Genomic DNA, 18,988 nt, shown 5'->3' on the forward strand with positions numbered 1-18,988 from the left:
AAACCCGGTTTCTGACCACCCGTGCGTAATTCCTAATTAATGCAAGTTGTCGTCCCAGACGCCGATGTAAATCCGATCGCGCTCATTGCGTTCGATCATCCCTTCGAGGGAACCCTTCCTAAACGTAAACCGATTACTCCGGCGCTGCTGCACGTCGCCCAAGCCTTGCAAAATCTCGCTGCTGGCGCCGCCCACCATCCCGTTTAAGGCGGTTCGCACTACCAAATCGTCCACCGACTGGGCAAAAGAACCCTCTGTTTGTACTAGCTGGCCCGAATCGCGATCGTAAATGTAGCCGAGAGTAATCCGATTTGGCAATATTTCGTAAAGTGCGGTGCGAGTATTTGGCCAATAGCCCCGCGCTTGAGAGTCAGTCGGTTCTCCCAATTCCGATAAAATCTGACTTTCCGGCGTACCAACCGCATACCCAGGGATTGTGGGAGTCTTCTGATCATTGGTTCCCGGTTGTTCGCTGGGTGCGGGCGATCGATCGGGCGGCAACTCTTTGTCAACAAGTTTTTCTGTTGGTGTGGGTTCGACAGCCTCCGGAGAAGGCGCTGGTGTTGGCGCTGGTGCTGGTGTTGGAGTTTCAGCAGCCGGTGTTGGAGTTTCAGCAGCCGGCGCTGGAGTTTCAGCAGTCGGCGCTGGAGTTTCAGCAGCCGGCGGAGTTTCTCTGGGAGTCGGCGAGAAAGGCGTTGGTGTCGGCGCGGGAATGGGTGCGGGGTTTGAGCGCGCGTCTGGATCTGCGGGGGTCGAAGTGCGATCGTCCTGGGCTACCGGTGCGGGTTCCGAAGACGGCCGGCTGAGGAAAACCCTAGCAATCCCGACCAAACCTGCAACAATAAGTGCGATCGTCACGAACCCCAAAATCCACCAAACCTGGCGGTTGTTGTTCCCTGAAGGCACCACAGCAGGCGCTGTTCTCGATCCCACAGGCGACTGAGGCCCGTGTCCCGGAATCACCGCCACCGTCGGCCCGGTGCTCGGCGACGCAGCACCAAGAGGCTGCCCGTGCAGCAGCGACAGCCACTCATCCACGGTAGCAGGGCGATTTTGAGCTTCTACCGTCATCCCCCGCATCACCGCAGAGCTGACTGTCGTACTTAGCTGAGGCTGCAAGTCGCGGGGTGAAGGCATCGGCTGGCTGGTACGCAAAATTGCAGCCACCGGCACCTGTGCTGTCAGCAGAGTATAAAGCGTCGCCGCCATACCGTAAACATCTGTGGCGGGCGTATATTTTCCTTGAGCGAAATACTGTTCTGGCGGCGCGTAGCCGTCGGACACCATATTAGTGTGACTTTGGGTTGCACCCGGAGTAAACTCGCGGGCAATGCCAAAGTCAATCAGCACGACTTCCTGAGTACCTTGGCGCAAAATAATGTTTTGTGGCTTGACATCTCGGTGCAGCAAACCCTTTTGATGAACTGCCTTCAAAGCAGCCCCAATTTGAGTGATGTAGAGAATTGCGAGATTTTCTGGCAGCGGATTATTTGAACCGACTACATCGCCCAAATTCTGACCGGCAATGTAGTCCATCACCATGTAAGGCTGCCCGTCTTCGACAAAGAAATCGCTGACGCGGACAATATTCGGATGAACGCAGGAAGCCAACCGCCTCGCTTCGTCTTGAAACTTGCGATCGAACTCAGCAAAATTGGGTTGCTGCCGCAGAGATTCGTTGAGGGTTTTAATGACTACAGGCTGTCCTAAATAGCGGTGATTTGCCCTGAAGGTTATTCCAAAGCCGCCTCTTCCCAATTCTTGTTCGAGGGTGTATTTTCCACCCTGTAAAGTTTTGCCGATTAGCGCATCCATAGGTTCAGGCGATCGCGTACCAGATAATATGGCTGATTATTGCACGTATGGTGGGCTAAGTTACCAGTCCAAAGAGCGATCGCAATCCTCGATCGGCGTTGCCATTCCTTCCCGAATAGATTCCCGCATCCCCGGCACTGAGAGAAGATACAGTGTTTCCTGAACATATGCGGAGTCTGATTCAGATAATAACACTGCATTGCTAGTCTGTCCTGCGATCGCCATCGGTTGATACGACTGACTCACGGAATCGATCAACTGCTGTAACTGCTGTTGAGCTTCATTGATTGGGATCATAATTTTCCACTTGTCTAAATACACTTTTCTAATTGATATTGGCTGGCTGTAGACACTGCTACAACTGCCCCAGAAACTTGTCGTACTCTGCGTGTGAACCAACCCAAAACCAGATTACAGTGTCTCCATCCAACTGACCAACTGCTCGATAGTTTTTGCTAATTCGGGCGGAGTAGATTGGTAAGTCAGGATGCACCTTCTTGAAACGCAGGCTTGGATGACTTGGGTTTTCCTTGAACTGGCGATACGCCGCGCGCGTCTGCTGTTGAACTTGTTCAGGTAAATCAGCAAATAATTTACGGAACTCGGTTGTAGTGCGTGAATTCACAATGTTTCTGGATCGAGTTCTTGGGTTTTGCCTGCATGATACTCAGCCATTGCGGTCGCTGCGAGTTTAGCAAGAGTATCTGGGGAACGGGAGAATGCTTGATCCCAGCGCCTCTCGTCTTCAAGTTCTTCCAGAATCATTGAAGCGAGGGCATCTTGCTCGCTGGCAGACAATGTTTTCAACTTGGCGATCGCACGTTCGAGTAACTCAGTCATGGCTACCACACTTTTACAATTAAAATGGCATCCTATCCATTATCCCTTGTTTCAGCCAAGTTGAGGGTAGGTCGAACAAATGGTAGGCTAATTCTCATCATTAATAACTACGGTCAACCCACTTCTATGTTTTCTATTAGCTTTTTCATGCACTTAAATACATCTCTATATCTCGCAAATGCAGGGATTCCATTATTCAGTCAGAGTGTTTTCTATCAAATTATTTTGCTCATTCCCATTATCGCGATAGAAGCTTGCATTCACAAAAAGCTACTCAATCTCAGTATCCTAAAAGCAATTTTTATTGCTTTTATAACAAATATCATATCGACGATTGGGGGAGGTTTTATTATCCTCTGTATTGGGGCGTTTATTGGACATATCGTCTTCCAAACAACCGTGCCTGTACAGCCTGGTTCTTTTCCATTTCTGCCGTTGGAAATTATGATTACACTGATTCCTATGTTTTTCTTTTCCGTTTACCTAGAATTATTAATAGGTAGTTGGGGACTAAAAATAATTGAAAAAAGCCAAGTTAATAAATCATTTTTAATAGCTAATTTATTCACTTACTTAATGCTTGAGATATTAGCTTTTACCCAACTTATCAAGGGATACATTGAAGGGCGTGGCTAACCAAAACGTTCTATATCGTCGGCTCGCTGATTGACATCTTGAGCCACCATCATTGCATTGATGTGGGTAAAGATGCGATCTAATTCCCCAATGGCGTCTAGTTCCGCTGCCTCTTATGCTATTAGTTGGTCTGCCTTCTTCTCTAACAAATTTTCCCTACGCTGTTGCAGCCGTTCACTAAATTTGAACAACTTCCACCGCTCAACTTTTTCAATGCAAATTTCATGGATTAACGAGGAGGGTTTGTTGAGAATTGAAACCATTGTAGGCTCCGAGCTTCGGGTTTTAGGTAGTGACTAGATTATAGCTTTTATTCAATCTGCCAGATTTAATGCTCCAACCGAGAACCTTCAAATTACCGCCAAAACCAGTGGCTTAAACCGCGAAACGGCGTTACAGTTCAAGTCGGATGATATTCATCCCTGCTTATTTGCCATCGCCATATCTTGCCTTCTTCAGGATCGTCCACCTCTGCAATGAACTTCATTCCCACTTTTTGCAAGACGCTATTCGAGGCATTTTTTTCAGCTAAAGTGTGAGCGATGACTGCTTTCACCTCCTCGTGATCAAAAGCATAATCAATCATTCCCTGTGCCACCTCAGTTGCAAATCCGCGATTCCAATATTCAGAAGCAATTTCATAACCTATCTCTACATTCCCCGACTCATCAGGTGAGCCTGTGAAACCTCCATTGCCGACAAGCACTTGATTTTTTGGATGAATAAAGAAGTAGCTGTGCCAGTCAGTTGGAGGCGGATTGGATTCGGAAGATTCGTCAGCAGGGAGGGAAAATGCTTCCGGGAAATGAGGCCAGCTATTAGGCACTATGACATTTAAAATTGCTGCAAGCTGGCTTTTACTTCGTAAGAAAGCTTCTATGTGAATCCTTTCGACGGCAAGTAGTTGAAGATTCTTAGTTGTAATCATTTTTCTACCTTGTTTAACAAGTATGAGATCACACTATAGGCACTATTGAAACGCTTGTCTCGGAACCCTGGCGAGTTGGTAAGCGCCCCGAGTATCCAACAATTGATATTGACTTGGCTGCAATCCTAATTCCACAAATTTCTCTGGATATCCCAGCAGCAAAATAGAGGGAGAATTTGCGTTTTTAGATTGCTTAATGTAATCGATCGCCCTTCTGACAGCTCGGTAGTAAGTCACCGGCCCTTCGGTATAAAAAACCAGACTTGGTTTCCAGAAACCAACCATAATAAACTCTTCCCCTGGCAGTTTTTGTTGAACTGCAACCTGCGCTAACTGTCTCAGAGGTAACTGGCGGTTGATATCGACGACTTTGTAGGCGGGAGTAAGACCAAAGATGATAAATGCTACTAACCCGATGAAGTTAGCAACCAAAATCCAGCGTTGTTGCCGCTGCCAAAGTAAAACTGCGATCGCCACCGCTGTAGTTATCCAAATCGTACCGCCGACAATCAGCAATCCCGACTGCTGAATTGCTTGGGGAAAATTGGGCATTGCCGGGTCGTCTCCCAGCCAGTTGTAGCAGTAGAAAGTTGCTCCGGCTATAATTAATAAAAATACGACATTGAAAATGTATGTAGCTAACAGCCCTCGCGGTAAAGAATTCGGTTTTTTTTCTAACTTTACCCGCTTGTTTTCGGGTTCATTGCCTGCAATAATATCGCTCCACAGCAGCGTTACCAAAATTGCAGCGGCGGGGATTAAAGGCAATACATAACTGGGCAATTTGGTCACGGCGATCGTGAAAAAGCCAAAAATGCAGCCGAACCAAAATAGGGCAAATAAACTCAACTGAGCCGATCGCGGTTGACGACGCCAGTAACTGCGCTGCCAAAAACGGGTGCGGGCGATCGCCACCGGCAAATAAATCGACCAAGGTGCAAAACCAACTAGCACTACAAAAAAATAAAAATACCAAGGGGCCGAGTGCTTGTTGACTACTCCCGTAAAACGCTGGAAATTGTGATAGCCAAAAAAGCTGTCAATATAAGTTTGACCGTTGTCTAAAATAACGAAAATGTACCAAGGCAAGGCGATCGCCAGAATAATCAAGATTCCCGACACCGGACGCATTTCGCGCCAAAGTTGCCGAAAATTTCCCAAATAAAGCCCGAAGCTACCAACAATCAGCGCTGGCACGACAATTCCCACAGGCCCCTTAGCCAAAATTGCTAAGGCAATTAGTACGTAAAAAGTCAGATACCACTTATTAGGAAATCGGGAAGCGGAAACGGGGGAAAATTCTGTTTTTTCTCTCTGTTCTTCGAGGGTGTAACCGAGAAAAAATGCGAGTAGTGCCGAACACATACAGGCGACTAATAGCATATCTGAAACGCCAGTCCGTCCCCAGGCAATAGTTTGGGGATTTAAAGCTATTAGGGCCGCACCAATCCAGGGAGTAGAAAGAAAAATAGGAATACTAGGAGAGGGGGAGAGTGGGGGAATGGGAGAGTGGGAGAGCGAGGGAGGAAAGACAGTTACATTCATCCGTGTATCCGTGTCCGAATCCGTGTCGTGCCCTTCTTCCTCCTTCCTTCTTCCTTCTTCCTTCTTCCTTCTTCCTTCTTCCTTCTTCCTTCTTCCTTCTTCCTTCGATAAGGTATAAAATCCGAGGCAAGTCAGACCGATCGCGCACAAAGCCGAGGGAAGACGCACGGCCCATTCGTTAACGCCCAGCGTGCGGTAAGCCACCGCCATCAGCCAGTAAATCAACGGCGGCTTGTCAAACCTGGTTTCGCCGTTGAAATAAGGAGTGATCCAATCCCCTGTCACCGTCATTTGACGGGCGGCTTCGGCAAATAACGGTTCCGTTTCGTCAACTAAACCGATGTTGCCGAGATTCCACAAGAAACCTACCCAGGCGATCGCGCACAGCCATAAAATCGATAGCAGCAAAGGTGCGATCGGGCGATTTCTAAACTCTGACAAACTTTTAATAACTTCCTTCACCCAAACTTCCTGCGATTTTAGATTTTAAATTTTAGCTCGCATAGAGAGTCTACCGAAAGATTCGCATTCTCGAAACTCCCCATTCGATCGAATCCGGTTAAACACAGATGTTGCACCATTCTCAACAAGGCTTTCATGGGCGCGTAGGATGCCCAACCCCTACTCCCCACAAGAAAATTCACTCTTTGTGGAACAGGCCGGACAGCCTGTTCCTGATAATGATGTCGCTATCTGAGGTTAACTCCCATAGCGGCACCATTCTCAATAAAACCGTATCAACCGTCTTTCTCGACCAAAATCTTGGCCTGCAGCTAAGCGTTCACGGCTGCAAAATTAACTGCCATTCTCCGGCTGTGCTGTTCCAAGCCGGCGAGGGTGTCTCCCCGGCAACGAAAGGCCCCCAGTAGCGGCGAGAACCATCCTGAGCAAAAACCACCAGAATGTCTCCCCGTTTGACTTGTAACTTGCCCTCCGGCAGCGATAGCATCAGTCCCTTGCCACCGCCTTCCCCCGGCGCAAAATCCCAGTGCGCGGGTTTTCCATAGGATTCCTTGGCTTGCCGTTTCGACAGCAGGGCCACTCGCACTGGGTGTTCGCTGCGGTTGCTGACGCGCAAAAGGCCGGAGGCTTTAGCATTTACAGGGACTGAGGAAAGCAATTCCTCCTCTGCATCTGGGGGGGTTGGTGTTGAGTCGGGCTTGGGCTCGCTGGTCGTGTCGGCAGAAGCTGTGGCGACTGGGGAAACGGGGAGTGTGGGGGGATATGCGGTGGCTTGTGAGGGCCAATCGCTGGAAGGATTTGAACCGTTGGAGATAGTGATTTCAAAACGTCCTAGAAACATTCCTGTAATTAGGACGATCGACACTCCAATTACGATCTGGTAAATTTTAAGATTCATAAATTTTAGGCTTACAGGATAGACTGCACCGGTAATGAGTCTTAACTATTTTTAATGTAAAACCAGGGGCTGCTGTGCCACAAGATACAGTTACACTTAATTACTTGACCGTTCTCGGCTATAAGTCCGCGATCGCTCAATACCATCTTAGATGTTAAATTTGAGATTTTAGATGGCGACATACTGACTTTGGTAAGGATTTGGAGTTGGTCGGGGGGGTCATTTGTTTACTTATCGGTATAGCTTTTAATACCAGTTGAAAAAAAGAGTACCACTATAGGCCCGTACTCCAAACCCCAATAGTTATCAGTAATTCCGCATCTCAAATCTCAAATGGTATAACTTTTATGCAGAATACCCGAATTAACAGATTAATTGATGTTCTGGGCGATCGCTTCCGAGGCTGGCTCAACAATCCTTGGCGACGGATTTCGCTCCTGTTAATTAGCCTGCTGTTCGGCACTTTTTTGGGAACAGCTATTTCGACGATCGCGGGACAATCCGCTGATTGGGATATTATCGCGGCCGGGCTGTTAGTGTTGTTGACGGAGTTCGCCAACTGGCTGGTTTACGCCCGCCTGCGGCCTGGGGCAGGTTCTTTGTGGGTGGAGATGCTCAATGCTCTGAAAATTGGTCTGACTTACAATTTATTTGTGGAGGCTTTTAAACTAGGTTCTTAAAAAATGGTGAAATATTGGTCTGCTGTAGATAGTATTTATAAAAACGTGCTCTTAAAAAATTTTAATTTGAACTAGGGTCGGAATTTTTGAACTCTCCACGACCGGAGTTGGGGCTTGTATTCGTTGTTGGGTGGGGTCAAATATTTGTCAATTGCAGATAGTATTTGTACAAAACCCGCCCCCGCATCAAGAGTTTTTAGGATATGGCTCGATCGACTGTTACCCCTGTTGAAATTTTACATCGGTGGCAAGCCGGCGTTAACGAAGCCCTGGAAGAGGATCGCCCAAAAGCTCCCGACTTCGATCAACTGGCTTTGTGGGAACTTGCGGATGATTTGCGATCGCGCGCTTTTGGCATTACTCCCGACAGTGTAGCCGATGTTGTCCGCTGCAAAACCGATTTATTCTTTTCTCTTCTTGACGATCTGCATACTTTCCCCCTAAAGTCAACTGTTTTCCTCGAAACTTTGTGGAATCTGTGGCTGCCGCTGGCCATGCAATTATCGACTGCCAAACAAAGTTTAAACCGTCCTTTAATTCAAGGAATTTTAGGAGTGCAAGGAACGGGAAAAACTACTTTATGCCAAGTTTTGAGGCTGATTCTGGGAAAATTGGGATATTCTACTGTCAGCCTTTCTTTAGACGATCTTTACAAGACTTATGCCGATCGCCAACAACTCCAAAAAGCAGACCCGCGTTTAATTTGGCGCGGCCCCCCCGGCACTCACGATATTGACTTAGGAATCTCAGTTTTAGACAAGTTACGCGCTTCTCAAACTCGCCATTTAGCAGCAGTTGACAATCCACAATCTGATGCCCTCAAACCGGATATAATTAAAAACATAGAAATTCCCAGGTTTGACAAATCCGCGTACGGAGGTGCAGGAGATAGAAGTCAACGCGAAATTATTTCCGGTGCCGATATTGTACTTTTTGAAGGCTGGTTTGTCGGTGTGAATCCGGTGGTTGATGCCAAGTTAAACGAGTTTTTGGCGGCTGCACCGTTTCCGATTTCCACAGAAAACGACTGTCAGTTTGCGCGTGATATGAATGCGAAGCTGCACGACTATTTGCCGCTGTGGAACCGATTAGATCGGTTGATGGTTTTGTATCCCCAAGATTATCGCCTTTCTCAAGTGTGGCGCAATCAGGCGGAACGGGAAATGATGGCGGCGGGGAAGTCGGGAATGTCAGAAGCTGAGATTAATCGGTTTGTTGAATATTTCTGGAAAGCGCTGCATCCAGAGTTATTTATTAAGTCGATGCTGGAGGGCGATCGCGTGGATTTAGTAATTGAAATTTGGGGCGATCGCACTGTCGGCAAAATTTGTCGGGCGATCGACTTAAAATTAAACGATTAGGGACACTAAAAATTAAAAATTTAAGGACACAACATTGTTGTGTCCCTACTGTATTGCAGCTTATCGTGCACTCACTTGACAATTCAGGACTTATGCAAAACGTGATTTGACGCGGGAATTATAGGGCTAAGGCGGGGCATCAGCACCCTACAATACAGAGGTTTTGCATCGAGGATGGAGAATTTCTAAATTAACTGCCAGGAGTCCCAAGATCGATCGCTTTCTGCATCAAATCGTCGGTAACTTCGCCCGGTGTACCTGCAGGCGTAATTTCCTGAGCCATCGAACGAAAATCAGCGGGATTGCCGCTTGTATCTGCCGGCTTTGCAATATTATCTGTAGGGGCGGGAATAGGAAATTTAGGTGCAGTTGCAGCGGCGGCAGCTTGAGCGCCGGCACCAGTGCGATCGATGTCACTAACGCTGAATTCTTTTGAAGCTTCGTAGTCTGCTGATACATCCACGGTCGGCAACTTTTGTTCTCCAGCTTCCGCGCTTTCAGTGATCTGCTGAGCGTCAAAGTTTTCAGTGTTATTGACTTCTGTATTGATTTGAGACATAGCCGACTCCTTGCTAGTTTTATTTAACAATTCACTGTATCAATTATTACTTTGCTCCCCGGCTTTTTCATCTACCCGCAGATGTATCGTTGGCTTCTATCTTAAGGATGATTTATTCTAGGTTAGTGCCTTAACATTACATCACTTTCCGAAAAGAATGCAGCTTTAGGCAAGCTCCCAACCCATACATACTAAGCCATTCCCCATTGTTTAATCTAAAATCTAAAATCTAAAATCTAAAATCGTATTACCTCTCGGGGATGGTGACTTGTACTTACAAATCTTGATATTTGTATATTCTGGAAGCATTTTTAAGGAATTTTGTTTATGAACTCACCCGCCGCCACCAATCCTCACTCTCTCTCCAACGACACTAAAAACATCGTTCAGACAATCAACGGGTTGGGTACAGATGAAAAACTGGCGCTGCTCTATTTTGTTTATGAAAAAATGGGAGATTCAGTTACACCAGCCGCTCCCGCCGCCGCCGACCCACAATTAGCTCCCATGCTGCTGGATGATTTTTACAAGCTTTCCCATGACCAACAACTGAATATAATGCGCGGTATTGTCAACGGCGATGACACGCCGTATTCTCACGCTTACGGAGCTTTAACTGCTAACAATCAGTTGGTAGTTTGGTATGCTTGGGCTATTGGTATGGGGGAAACAATTGTCGATATCCCCGAAGGATATGAGGCAACTGAGGCTGTCAATGGCGTGTTGGGTCAAATTGAAGGTCTTGAGTTTGAACAGCAAATTACAGTGCTGCGCGACGTAGCTAATAATATGGGCTACACCGATGTTAAACCAATTGCTACTCAGGCGGAAGTAGGGAAAACTTCTAGTCTGTAGATAAGAGTCTGCTGTTGCAACCTATCCTACACAAACTCTCCTCTTAGCAGAGAGGGACTCAAGAATAAAGGAATTACCCAAAACCTCTATATGTAGGGTGCGTCTCGGCGCACCCTACCGCTATAATTAGTAGGTAAAACCTTTTTTGGCTCTTACTCATATTTATTCTTTCGTGTCTTAGAGAGGGACGAAAGTTTTTGTATGATCAGTTAAAATCTGCCATTCTGATAAATATAAAAAGGTTTTCAGTCAGCAAGTGAGTTTTTTAGGGTAAACTTTTCGCGGGAATTCCATCCGAAATATCGAACCTTTGTTGGGTTGACTTTCGGCAGTAATTGTACCGTCGATCATCTTGACTAAAGACGCACAAATAGCGAGTCCTAAACCGGTGCCTGGATATTGGCGAGTTGTTGTTTGGTCGCCTTGGCGAAATTTGTCGAAAATGTGGGGAAGATCGGTTTCACAGATGCCGATTCCTGTATCCCGAACGGTGATACTTAGCCGATCGCGATTTAATTCCCGCACCTCAATGTAAATGCTGCCCTCATGCGTGAATTTAACCGCGTTGGAAACGAGATTCACCAAAATTTGCCGCAGGCGCAACTTGTCATTAACTATCAACTGATCCTGCAAGCAGACGCTGACGGACAATGCCACGTTCTTATCGGTGGCTTGATTTCCGAATTCCAGGGCGACATCCATTACTAAATGCGCTAAATTAAATTTTTCAATTTTTAATTCTGTGCGGCCACTCTCGATTTTGGAGAGGTCGAGGATATCGTTAATTAGCAGTAGCAGGTTTTTGCCGTTATGTAAAATGCGCCCCACCATTTCTGTTTGCTGGGCGCTCAGCAGTTGTTTGTGCTGGCGCAGCAGCAATTGGGAAAAGCCGATAATCGAATTCATGGGAGTTCGCAATTCGTGGGACATAATGCCCAAAAATTGCGATTTTAACTTGGCTGCTTCTAGCAGTTGCAATTTTTGCTGTTGAATGCGTCGCCCCTGATTTTCCAGTTCTTCCTGCTGGCGAATTAGCAGCTCGTTTTGCAAGTCTAAAAGCTGTTCCTGCTTTTTTAATTTTTCGATCGCCAGCGCGTTGTTAATTGCGATCGCAGCTTGTTTTCCCATCACCGCCAGCAGTTGCTGAGTATGCCCGTCAATCGCCCTGCTGTCTTTCCCGTTGCCGATGGCCAACACACCCAAACGCCCGCTTGGCGCCGACTCGATCGCCGCAGCACAGGCCGCCGCCGGCAGCCAGCCGTCAGGGCACTCCGACCGCAACAGTACAGACTCTCCCGTCGCAAATGCTTCCCACAGCAGCTTGTTTTGCACGTGCGGGGTTTTACCCTCACCAAAGTTTTCCGTGCCCCCGACAGCGCTGACTTTGAGGCCGCTGCAATCGTACTCCAGGAGAGCAACTAGGCAAAATTCCGCTCCTGCGAGCGCCTCTACAGTCGCATCCGCAATGCCTTGCAACAACTGGCACAAGCTACCCGCGCGCTGGCTCAACTGATTTGTAAATCGATCAATCGCGTGCAACTCGTGTTCCCCGTCCCTTACCGTCCGGGCTTCACACCAATTTTTTGCTGTGAAATTGTCTTCCGAGGGCACTGGATGGGGCAAAAACTCTGGTTCTGCTTGGGGTTCGGCTGGAGTTTTTTGGATGGCGTCGATTTCTGTGTAGGTTCCTGCCCACTCCAAAACTTCCTGACTGTCTACATTAGCGGGCGTTCCTCTGACCAGGTTCCAGCGGTAAGTGCCCTCTCGCGTCCGCAGACGAAATATAATTTCGTAGCTTGGCGGCGGGAACTTAGAACTGTGCGATCTCGCCAATAGACGAGGGCGGTCTTCTGGGTGAATCTGCGCCAGATATCGGAAACCCAAAGCTGCTGCTGCTGGTACGCCCGTGTACTCCTCCCAGCGCTGACAGAAATAAGTCGCCCAGCCGTCGGCCTTTGTTTTCCAAACTATGTGAGGAATTTCCGACCACAGGCGACCGTCCTGAGTTTCGCAGTCGCCAACTTGCGGTTGGGGGGATGTTATTTCAGATACTTTGTGTAAGATTTCAGAGTCGGAAAACTCCGAGGGAAAAGAGTTATTGCCGTGATACTGAGTCATAACAGGTTATATAAATAAGCATTGGACTAGAGCCCTAACACCGGCTAAAGACTCCTGCTGCTAGCTTTATTTATTTTGACGGCTCAAGTGCATCAAAATTTTTTATACTTTAAATTTATCGGGGTAATGGTATCTATACCTCTATCAAGGGGGGGACAATGGCATAATTCAGTTAAACTGTTAAAACATAGAGAGCTTACCTGTCCCGATGAAGGCTTGTGTAGGCATCGCCGCAAAATAACTTAAAAATTAACTTGCTTTCTTGGCGGCTGCATGAGTATGCTTGAAAATGATGTGCGGCCTGTAAAACCCTAAATCAGGACACATTCTCAAATTTACTCAGTTAAGCTGAGTCAGTTGATGATATTTTAAAAGTTTAGCGGGCTATTGGAAGAAAGATGAGTAAAATTCGCGTTGCTTTGGTAGAAGACCATGACCTGACAAGAGTCGGCATCCGCACAGCTTTACAACAGCGTGACACGATAGAAGTTGTCGGCGATGCAGCTAACGCTACAGAGGGCTTGAAACTGCTTCAGTCTTCAAAACCTGACGTGGCAATTGTAGACATTGGCTTGCCGGATTTTGATGGCATTGAACTTACACAAAAGTTCAAGAAATCGGTAGCGGAGTCCGATCCTGATACAAAAATTTTGATTCTGACTTTTCAGGACAATGAAGAAGAAGTTCTGGCAGCTTTTGCCGCCGGAGCTGACTCTTACTGCATGAAAGATATTAGCTTCGATCAGTTATTAGATGTAGTAAAAGTAACTCACGAAGGTAACTCTTGGATCGATCCGGCGATCGCCCGTATCGTCCTGAAACAAGCTCGCACTCAGGAAGCCGCGCCGGAAGAACCGAAGGCTGAGGGCAAAAGAGTCACAATTAAGGCTGCTGAACCTGAGTTCAGTCACATCATTGAGACTTACCCTTTAACCGAACGGGAATTAGAAGTTTTGGAACTGATCGTGCAGGGTTACAGCAATGCTGCAATCGCCGAAAAGCTGTACATTACTGTCGGTACAGTCAAGACTCACGTCCGCAATATTTTGAACAAGTTGTGCGCTGATGACCGCACTCAGGCAGCCGTTCTTGCCCTGCGTTCTGGCTTGGTTGGATGAAGCCTGATCATCAGGCAAAATCAAGTTACAAGTAGGGTGCGCTAGGCGCACCTTACGATCACTGATTTAGGGTGTGCAGTGCACACCGACTCACTAATTGTTACCAAAAAATTAGGGTAAGTAGTGTGCACCAGCCGAGGAATGGGTTGTTGTCAAAAAAAAGTAAATTTTAAAGTCGCATCTATCCCAGTACAGATATTTTTTTAATCTTTTAACCAGTAAATCTACCTTAAGATAGATGCTAAAAAACTATCCTTTTACTAATACTTATTCTTGAGCGTTCCCCTGTTAGATAAATTTCGCTCGCACTGCGAATATTGGGCGATACCAACTCATAAAAGGCGGAGACAGAGGCCAGATTACGATACTTTTAGGAAGAGTTAAGCCTTAAAGAAATTATATCCGTAGAGTGATGCCTGAGTTCGCTTAAATTTGCGAAATTAAAAGTATCAACTGCTACTGAAATATTTTAGAAAGAGGTATTATGGCCGCCCCAATTGAATTCAAGTTATTTGCTCCCTACAACAAAGGAGCTGCCTTGATTGGCTCTTTTTCTAATTGGGAAGAGATTCCGATGGAAAAGGACGAAGAAGGTTATTTCCGCACGCGAGTTGAGTTGGAGGATGGCGTTTATCAATACAAATTTCGCGTTCAGTCGAAAAGCTGGTTTCTGGAAGCAGATCAGTGGGTAGATGTGGTCGATCCCTACGCGACTGATATCGACGATCCTACTCAAAACGGCCTTGTTCGGATCAAAGATGGCGATCGCATTGTGGATACCTACGTCTGGAAACACGACGATAAACCGCTACCAGCCGATCGGGAATTAGTGATTTATGAAATGCACGTTGCTGACTTTTCCGGTGGCGAAGCAGACCCGCTGGCCCGCGGCAAGTACAAACACGTCGTCGAAAAACTCGATTACCTAGTCGAACTCGGCGTCAATGCGATCGAACTCATGCCCCTCAAAGAATACCCAGGCGACTACAGTTGGGGCTACAACCCGCGCTACTTCTTCGCTGCCGAGTCCAGCTACGGAACCACAGAAGAACTCAAAAACCTGATAGACGAGTGTCACGGGCGTGGGATTCGCGTCATCATGGACGGGATTTACAACCACTCGGAAGCGTCGAGCCCCCTCACTCAAATCGATCACGATTATTGGTATCACCATGAACCCCGCGATCCAGACAACAATTGGGGCCCGGAATTTAACTACGAATTCTACGACGAAAACTTAGGAACTTTCCCCGCACGCAGATTTGCTGGCGATACAGTCCGCTTCTGGGTTCAAGAATATCATCTCGACGGCATTCGTTTCGACGCGGCGCGACAAATTGCTAACTATGATTTTATGCACTGGGTAGTTCAAGAAGCCAAAAATGTCGCCGGCCCCAAACCGTTTTATACCGTTGCCGAATACATTCCCGACGAGCCCAGCATCACCAATCTAGACGGGCCGATGGACGGCTGCTGGCACGACAGTTTCTATCACTCCATAATTCCACAACTCTGCGGGGACAATTTTGATTTAGAACGGCTCAAAGAGGTAATCGACTGCAAGCGGCAAGGTTACTTGGGTGCTACGAATGTAGTCAATTATTTGAGCAATCACGATCACGATCGCATTTTTGCCGAATTGGGCGATCGCGGAATTTTGGATGAAGCAGCATTCAAGCGGGCGAAGTTGGGAACCGTACTGTTAATGACAGCAGTTGGCGTGCCGCTGATTTGGATGGGCGAAGAATTTGGCGAATACAAAGGCAAAACAATTGAGCAATCTAAAATTGACTGGACGCTGCTAGGAAATGACCTGAATAAAGGTTTGTGGGAATACTACAAAGGCTTGATTCACCTGCGTAAAAATAACCAAGCACTTTACACAGAAAACATCGAGTTTTTCCACGAAGATCCCGACTCGAAAGTTTTTGCTTACACTCGCTGGAACGATGAAGGTTCGAGAGTTGTAGTAGTGGCGAATATGTCGGAAAATTATCTGGCAGGTTACAGCGTTCCCCACTTCCCGGCAAACGGAACTTGGCACGAATGGACTGGGAATTATGATGTTGAATCTGGCGATGACAATATTATGATTGACTTGCCGGAATACGAAGCCAAAGTGTTTGTTTGGCAGTAAGCTGTCATATCAATTCCGGTTACACCGGAATCATTGTTGACTGTTGACTGTTGACTGTTGACTGTTGACTGTAAGTCACAAAAATGAAAATTGCGCGAATTATTTGTTGGCAGCTTGATTCGACTTTACGCCCGACGATGAAGCGCGGATTTGATATCATTCCGGCCTGCGCCGGAATTGATATCACTATAAACTTATAAGGGTTATTTGACAGGTTCTTATCTAATTCACAACTCAAAACAGAAACTATTTTATGTTCCGGTTCCTGATGGTTAATTTAAACTCCTTATTTTCCCCGATTGATTTTCTAGGCACAATTGCGTTGCCGCCGCCGCCGGTATTGGTTTGCTAAAGAAGTAACCCTGACCCATATCGCACTGATGCGATCGCAAAAACGCTAACTGTTCTGCTGTTTCCACTCCCTCAGCAATCACCTGTAAATTCAGCCCCTGTCCCAAGGCGATCGCCAGTTTCACAATAGTAGCACCGCTGCTGCCGGTCACCAAATCGGCCACGAAAGATTTGTCTATTTTTAAATTATTGAGGGGAAAGTTTTTCAGAGACCACAGCGAAGAATAACCAGTGCCAAAATCGTCCAGAGAAATGTGAATTCCCATGTCCTGCAACTGCTGCAATACCGACACCGTGAAGCTCACATCTGTCATCGCAATGCTCTCGGTAATTTCTATTTCTAAATATTCGGGATTTAACTTGGTTTCTGATAAAATTTCAGCGATGGTTTGTACAGTGTGAGGTTGCAGAAACTGGCGGGCTGATAAATTCACTGCTATCCGAATCGGCGGCAATCCCAGTAATTGCCACGCTCGATTTTGCAAGCAAGCAGTCCGCATCACCCATTCGTCAATTTGGCAGATTAATCCTGTTTCCTCAGCTAAGGGAATAAATCGATCGGGAGGAATCAAACCCCGTTCGGGATGCTCCCAGCGAATCAGAGCTTCCATGCCCGCTATTTTGCCAGTATTTAAATTTATTTGCGGTTGATAGTGCAGGACAAACTCAGATTTGTTTAGAGCTTTGTAAAGATCATTTTCTAAGTTAAGATCCTCGGAGACTTTACTGCCGATCGCCTGCGTGTAAAACTGATAATTATTGCGACCTTTCTGTTTAGCTTTATACATCGCAGCATCAGCATTTTTTAGCAAAGTTTCTGCATCTTCTCCGTCGTAAGGAGCCAAAGCAATTCCCAAGCTAGCCTTAATATAAAGTTCCAGACCTTCAAAATTAAAAGGACTGCTTAAACTCTGGATAATTAGCTTGCAAATTTTAGTTGCTTCCTCCGGGGTGTTGATATTGTACAGCAGTACAGTAAATTCATCTCCGCCCCAACGAGCCATCGAATCCCCCACGCGCAAACACTTAGTCAAACGCCGAGATACACTTTGCAGCAACAAATCGCCCACTGGATGACCGAGGGTATCGTTAACATTTTTAAATCTATCTAAATCTAGAAAGATTACCGCCAGCATTTCTCCATTTTGGTGAGCGCTAGCTAAAGCTAAAGACAGCCTTTCATTAAACAGTAATCTATTAGGTAAACCGGTTAATGGGTCGTGAGAAGCTTGATGTCGGATCATCGCCTCGACACGCCTCTGCATTGCAGCCATGTACAGGTGAGTTCCTAAAGATTGTGCTAGCTTCTGTTCTTCGCTGGTCCACTTTTGAGCTTCGCCTGTTTTGATTTCTTTCCAAGCTGCAAATGACTGTCGGGGACGATCGTGCCGGGTGTCCGAACTGCAACGGCCCGCCCACAAAATTTCGGTTTGTATAGGGCTGCGAAAAACGGTGAGACAGCCGATGCACTGTTGGCGGTATTGCAGCGGTACTGCCAAAAATGCTCGAATGCAAGCTGCGACTAAATTGGCAGATACAGATTTGAGTTGAGGTTCTTTAGAAATATCGGAAATTGCGTACAAGTGCGGTACGAGAAAACTGGAAATATTGCTGTCAATTGAGCTGTAATGCTGGGAATATAGATTTTCAAAAATACCTAATTGGCTTGTATGATTAGCTGTTTGTGGTGGATCGTCTTGGTTTGCCCTCCCCATAATCTGCTGCCAAAATGGGCTGAGTTCAAGGTCGATGTCCGCGGGCTGCTGGCCACAGGTATAAAGCAAAGCGGGCCGATCGCCAAACTCGGCTGCAATGTAGAGTCGCCCTCCTGAACCACGCAAATGCTTGACAGTTTGTTCGAGAACTACTTTCCGAATTTCGTTTAGTTCCAGAGGAGAATGCAGCAAACTGGTAATTTGGTTAATAACGGCTTCGTCACGCGCTTGCTGTCTAGCTTGACTCAGCAGAAAAGATTGGGCGATCGCAATTGAAAGTTGATCCACAAGCAACTGCACCATTTTCAATTCTCGATCGCTAAACCGTTTCGGTTGACTATGGTGAGACACCAACAGCCCCCAAAGGTGATTTTGATGCAAAATCGGCACAGTCAGAGAAGAACGTGCCCCCATAGCCTTCAGATATTCAGCGTGACAAGGGTCTACAGGACGATAGGTAATATCTTCAACTGCTAAAGTTTTACCGGTTTCGGGACAATCTAACCGATTAATTGTTTGATGCTTCAATTCCACATCTACAATCACTCGCTGCCGCGCTTTGAGAAACATTTCCCGAGCACTATGGGGAATGTCGCCTGGTGGAAAGCGCAAACCCAGCATAGAGGGCAAATTGTCACCGTTGATGGACTCAGCAATGACCTCACCGCTACCGTCGGTCTCAAAGCGATAAACTTTTACTCGATCGCTCTGTAAAAAGCTGCGGATTTCTCGGGCAGTTGTCGTCAAAATCTCTTGCAGTTCTAAAGAGTTGCGGATGCGATTGGTAATTCGATTGAGTAAAATCTCTTGTTCTAAAGTCGATCGTGACATTTGTGTAACTTTGGTGCGGGTCATGCCTTTTGATCTCCCGGGCTGTTGACAGCATTTTTGCGAGCCACAGTCTTAACTTGCCTTGTATTATACATTACAATACTTTCGCTCTGTCTAGGGGCTTGACCCAACCCAAGAG

At 46.7% G+C, this 18,988-nt stretch carries 16 protein-coding genes; 6 read left to right on the forward strand and 10 right to left on the reverse strand.

The annotated features are described in order from the left end of the window. Positions 1 to 36: 36 nt before the first annotated feature. Genes QUA90_RS01555 through QUA90_RS01570 form a run of 4 tightly spaced genes read right to left on the reverse strand, consistent with a single transcriptional unit; the run spans position 37 to position 2,655 of the window. Entirely contained in the window at positions 37 to 1,815 is a 1,779-nt protein-coding gene (locus QUA90_RS01555; protein WP_333443529.1) for a serine/threonine-protein kinase, read from the reverse strand. Positions 1,816 to 1,875: 60 nt separating this feature from the next. Next, positions 1,876 to 2,112 (reverse strand): type II toxin-antitoxin system Phd/YefM family antitoxin, encoded by a 237-nt coding sequence (locus tag QUA90_RS01560; protein ID WP_333443531.1) that lies wholly within the window; start codon positions 2,110 to 2,112, stop codon positions 1,876 to 1,878. Between the two features lie 58 nt (positions 2,113 to 2,170). After that, positions 2,171 to 2,440: a ParE family toxin-like protein gene (locus QUA90_RS01565; protein ID WP_333386400.1), complete on the reverse strand. Its 270-nt coding sequence runs from the start codon at positions 2,438 to 2,440 to the stop codon at positions 2,171 to 2,173. Then, on the reverse strand, positions 2,437 to 2,655 hold the full coding sequence (locus QUA90_RS01570; protein WP_333386403.1) for a hypothetical protein: 219 nt from the start codon (positions 2,653 to 2,655) through the stop codon (positions 2,437 to 2,439). The genes QUA90_RS01565 and QUA90_RS01570 overlap by 4 nt, the downstream gene beginning before the upstream one ends. Before the next feature lie 24 nt (positions 2,656 to 2,679). Here QUA90_RS01570 and QUA90_RS01575 point away from each other — a divergent pair, with 24 nt between their 5' ends. After that, on the forward strand, positions 2,680 to 3,291 hold the full coding sequence (locus QUA90_RS01575; protein WP_333443533.1) for a hypothetical protein: 612 nt from the start codon (positions 2,680 to 2,682) through the stop codon (positions 3,289 to 3,291). A gap of 400 nt (positions 3,292 to 3,691) precedes the next feature. Here the strand turns inward: QUA90_RS01575 and QUA90_RS01580 are convergent, their stop codons facing one another. The 3 genes from QUA90_RS01580 to QUA90_RS01590 all read right to left on the reverse strand — a co-directional run bounded on the left by QUA90_RS01580 (position 3,692) and on the right by QUA90_RS01590 (position 7,124). After that, positions 3,692 to 4,219: a GNAT family N-acetyltransferase gene (locus QUA90_RS01580; protein WP_333443535.1), complete on the reverse strand. Its 528-nt coding sequence runs from the start codon at positions 4,217 to 4,219 to the stop codon at positions 3,692 to 3,694. Between the two features lie 42 nt (positions 4,220 to 4,261). After that, positions 4,262 to 6,226, reverse strand: coding sequence for a glycosyltransferase family 39 protein (locus QUA90_RS01585; RefSeq protein WP_333443537.1), 1,965 nt, complete (start codon positions 6,224 to 6,226; stop codon positions 4,262 to 4,264). A gap of 319 nt (positions 6,227 to 6,545) precedes the next feature. Continuing rightward, the gene (locus QUA90_RS01590; protein WP_333082887.1) at positions 6,546 to 7,124 is read right to left on the reverse strand and encodes a hypothetical protein; all 579 of its coding nucleotides are present in this window, start codon (positions 7,122 to 7,124) and stop codon (positions 6,546 to 6,548) included. A 347-nt stretch (positions 7,125 to 7,471) separates the two neighbouring features. Between QUA90_RS01590 and QUA90_RS01595 the strand changes: the two genes are divergently transcribed. Together QUA90_RS01595 and QUA90_RS01600 are read left to right on the forward strand one after the other, a co-directional pair. Beyond that, positions 7,472 to 7,804, forward strand: coding sequence for a DUF565 domain-containing protein (locus tag QUA90_RS01595; RefSeq protein WP_333386413.1), 333 nt, complete (start codon positions 7,472 to 7,474; stop codon positions 7,802 to 7,804). 203 nt (positions 7,805 to 8,007) lie between these two features. Next, positions 8,008 to 9,165, forward strand: a complete 1,158-nt coding sequence (locus QUA90_RS01600; RefSeq protein WP_333443539.1) for a glycerate kinase — start codon at positions 8,008 to 8,010, stop codon at positions 9,163 to 9,165. Between the two features lie 190 nt (positions 9,166 to 9,355). On the opposite strand, the gene QUA90_RS01605 is transcribed toward QUA90_RS01600, so the two are convergent. Then, positions 9,356 to 9,724, reverse strand: a complete 369-nt coding sequence (locus QUA90_RS01605) for a hypothetical protein (protein ID WP_333325912.1) — start codon at positions 9,722 to 9,724, stop codon at positions 9,356 to 9,358. Between the two features lie 327 nt (positions 9,725 to 10,051). Here QUA90_RS01605 and QUA90_RS01610 point away from each other — a divergent pair, with 327 nt between their 5' ends. Beyond that, positions 10,052 to 10,579 carry an orange carotenoid protein N-terminal domain-containing protein gene (locus QUA90_RS01610; protein ID WP_333325909.1) on the forward strand — a complete coding sequence of 176 codons (528 nt, stop codon included), beginning with the start codon at positions 10,052 to 10,054 and terminating at the stop codon, positions 10,577 to 10,579. Positions 10,580 to 10,828: 249 nt separating this feature from the next. Here the strand turns inward: QUA90_RS01610 and QUA90_RS01615 are convergent, their stop codons facing one another. Then, positions 10,829 to 12,697, reverse strand: a complete 1,869-nt coding sequence (locus QUA90_RS01615; protein ID WP_333443541.1) for a PAS domain-containing sensor histidine kinase — start codon at positions 12,695 to 12,697, stop codon at positions 10,829 to 10,831. Positions 12,698 to 13,095: 398 nt separating this feature from the next. Between QUA90_RS01615 and QUA90_RS01620 the strand changes: the two genes are divergently transcribed. Together QUA90_RS01620 and QUA90_RS01625 are read left to right on the forward strand one after the other, a co-directional pair. Next, positions 13,096 to 13,815, forward strand: coding sequence for a response regulator transcription factor (locus QUA90_RS01620; protein WP_333082892.1), 720 nt, complete (start codon positions 13,096 to 13,098; stop codon positions 13,813 to 13,815). Between the two features lie 484 nt (positions 13,816 to 14,299). Further along, positions 14,300 to 15,952, forward strand: coding sequence for an alpha-amylase family glycosyl hydrolase (locus tag QUA90_RS01625; RefSeq protein ID WP_333443543.1), 1,653 nt, complete (start codon positions 14,300 to 14,302; stop codon positions 15,950 to 15,952). Between the two features lie 272 nt (positions 15,953 to 16,224). Here the strand turns inward: QUA90_RS01625 and QUA90_RS01630 are convergent, their stop codons facing one another. Continuing rightward, entirely contained in the window at positions 16,225 to 18,873 is a 2,649-nt protein-coding gene (locus QUA90_RS01630) for an EAL domain-containing protein (RefSeq protein ID WP_333325901.1), read from the reverse strand. Between the last annotated feature and the right edge of the window lie 115 nt (positions 18,874 to 18,988).

The organism is Microcoleus sp. D3_18_C4 (assembly GCF_036702355.1).
Lineage (GTDB): Bacteria > Cyanobacteriota > Cyanobacteriia > Cyanobacteriales > Microcoleaceae > Microcoleus.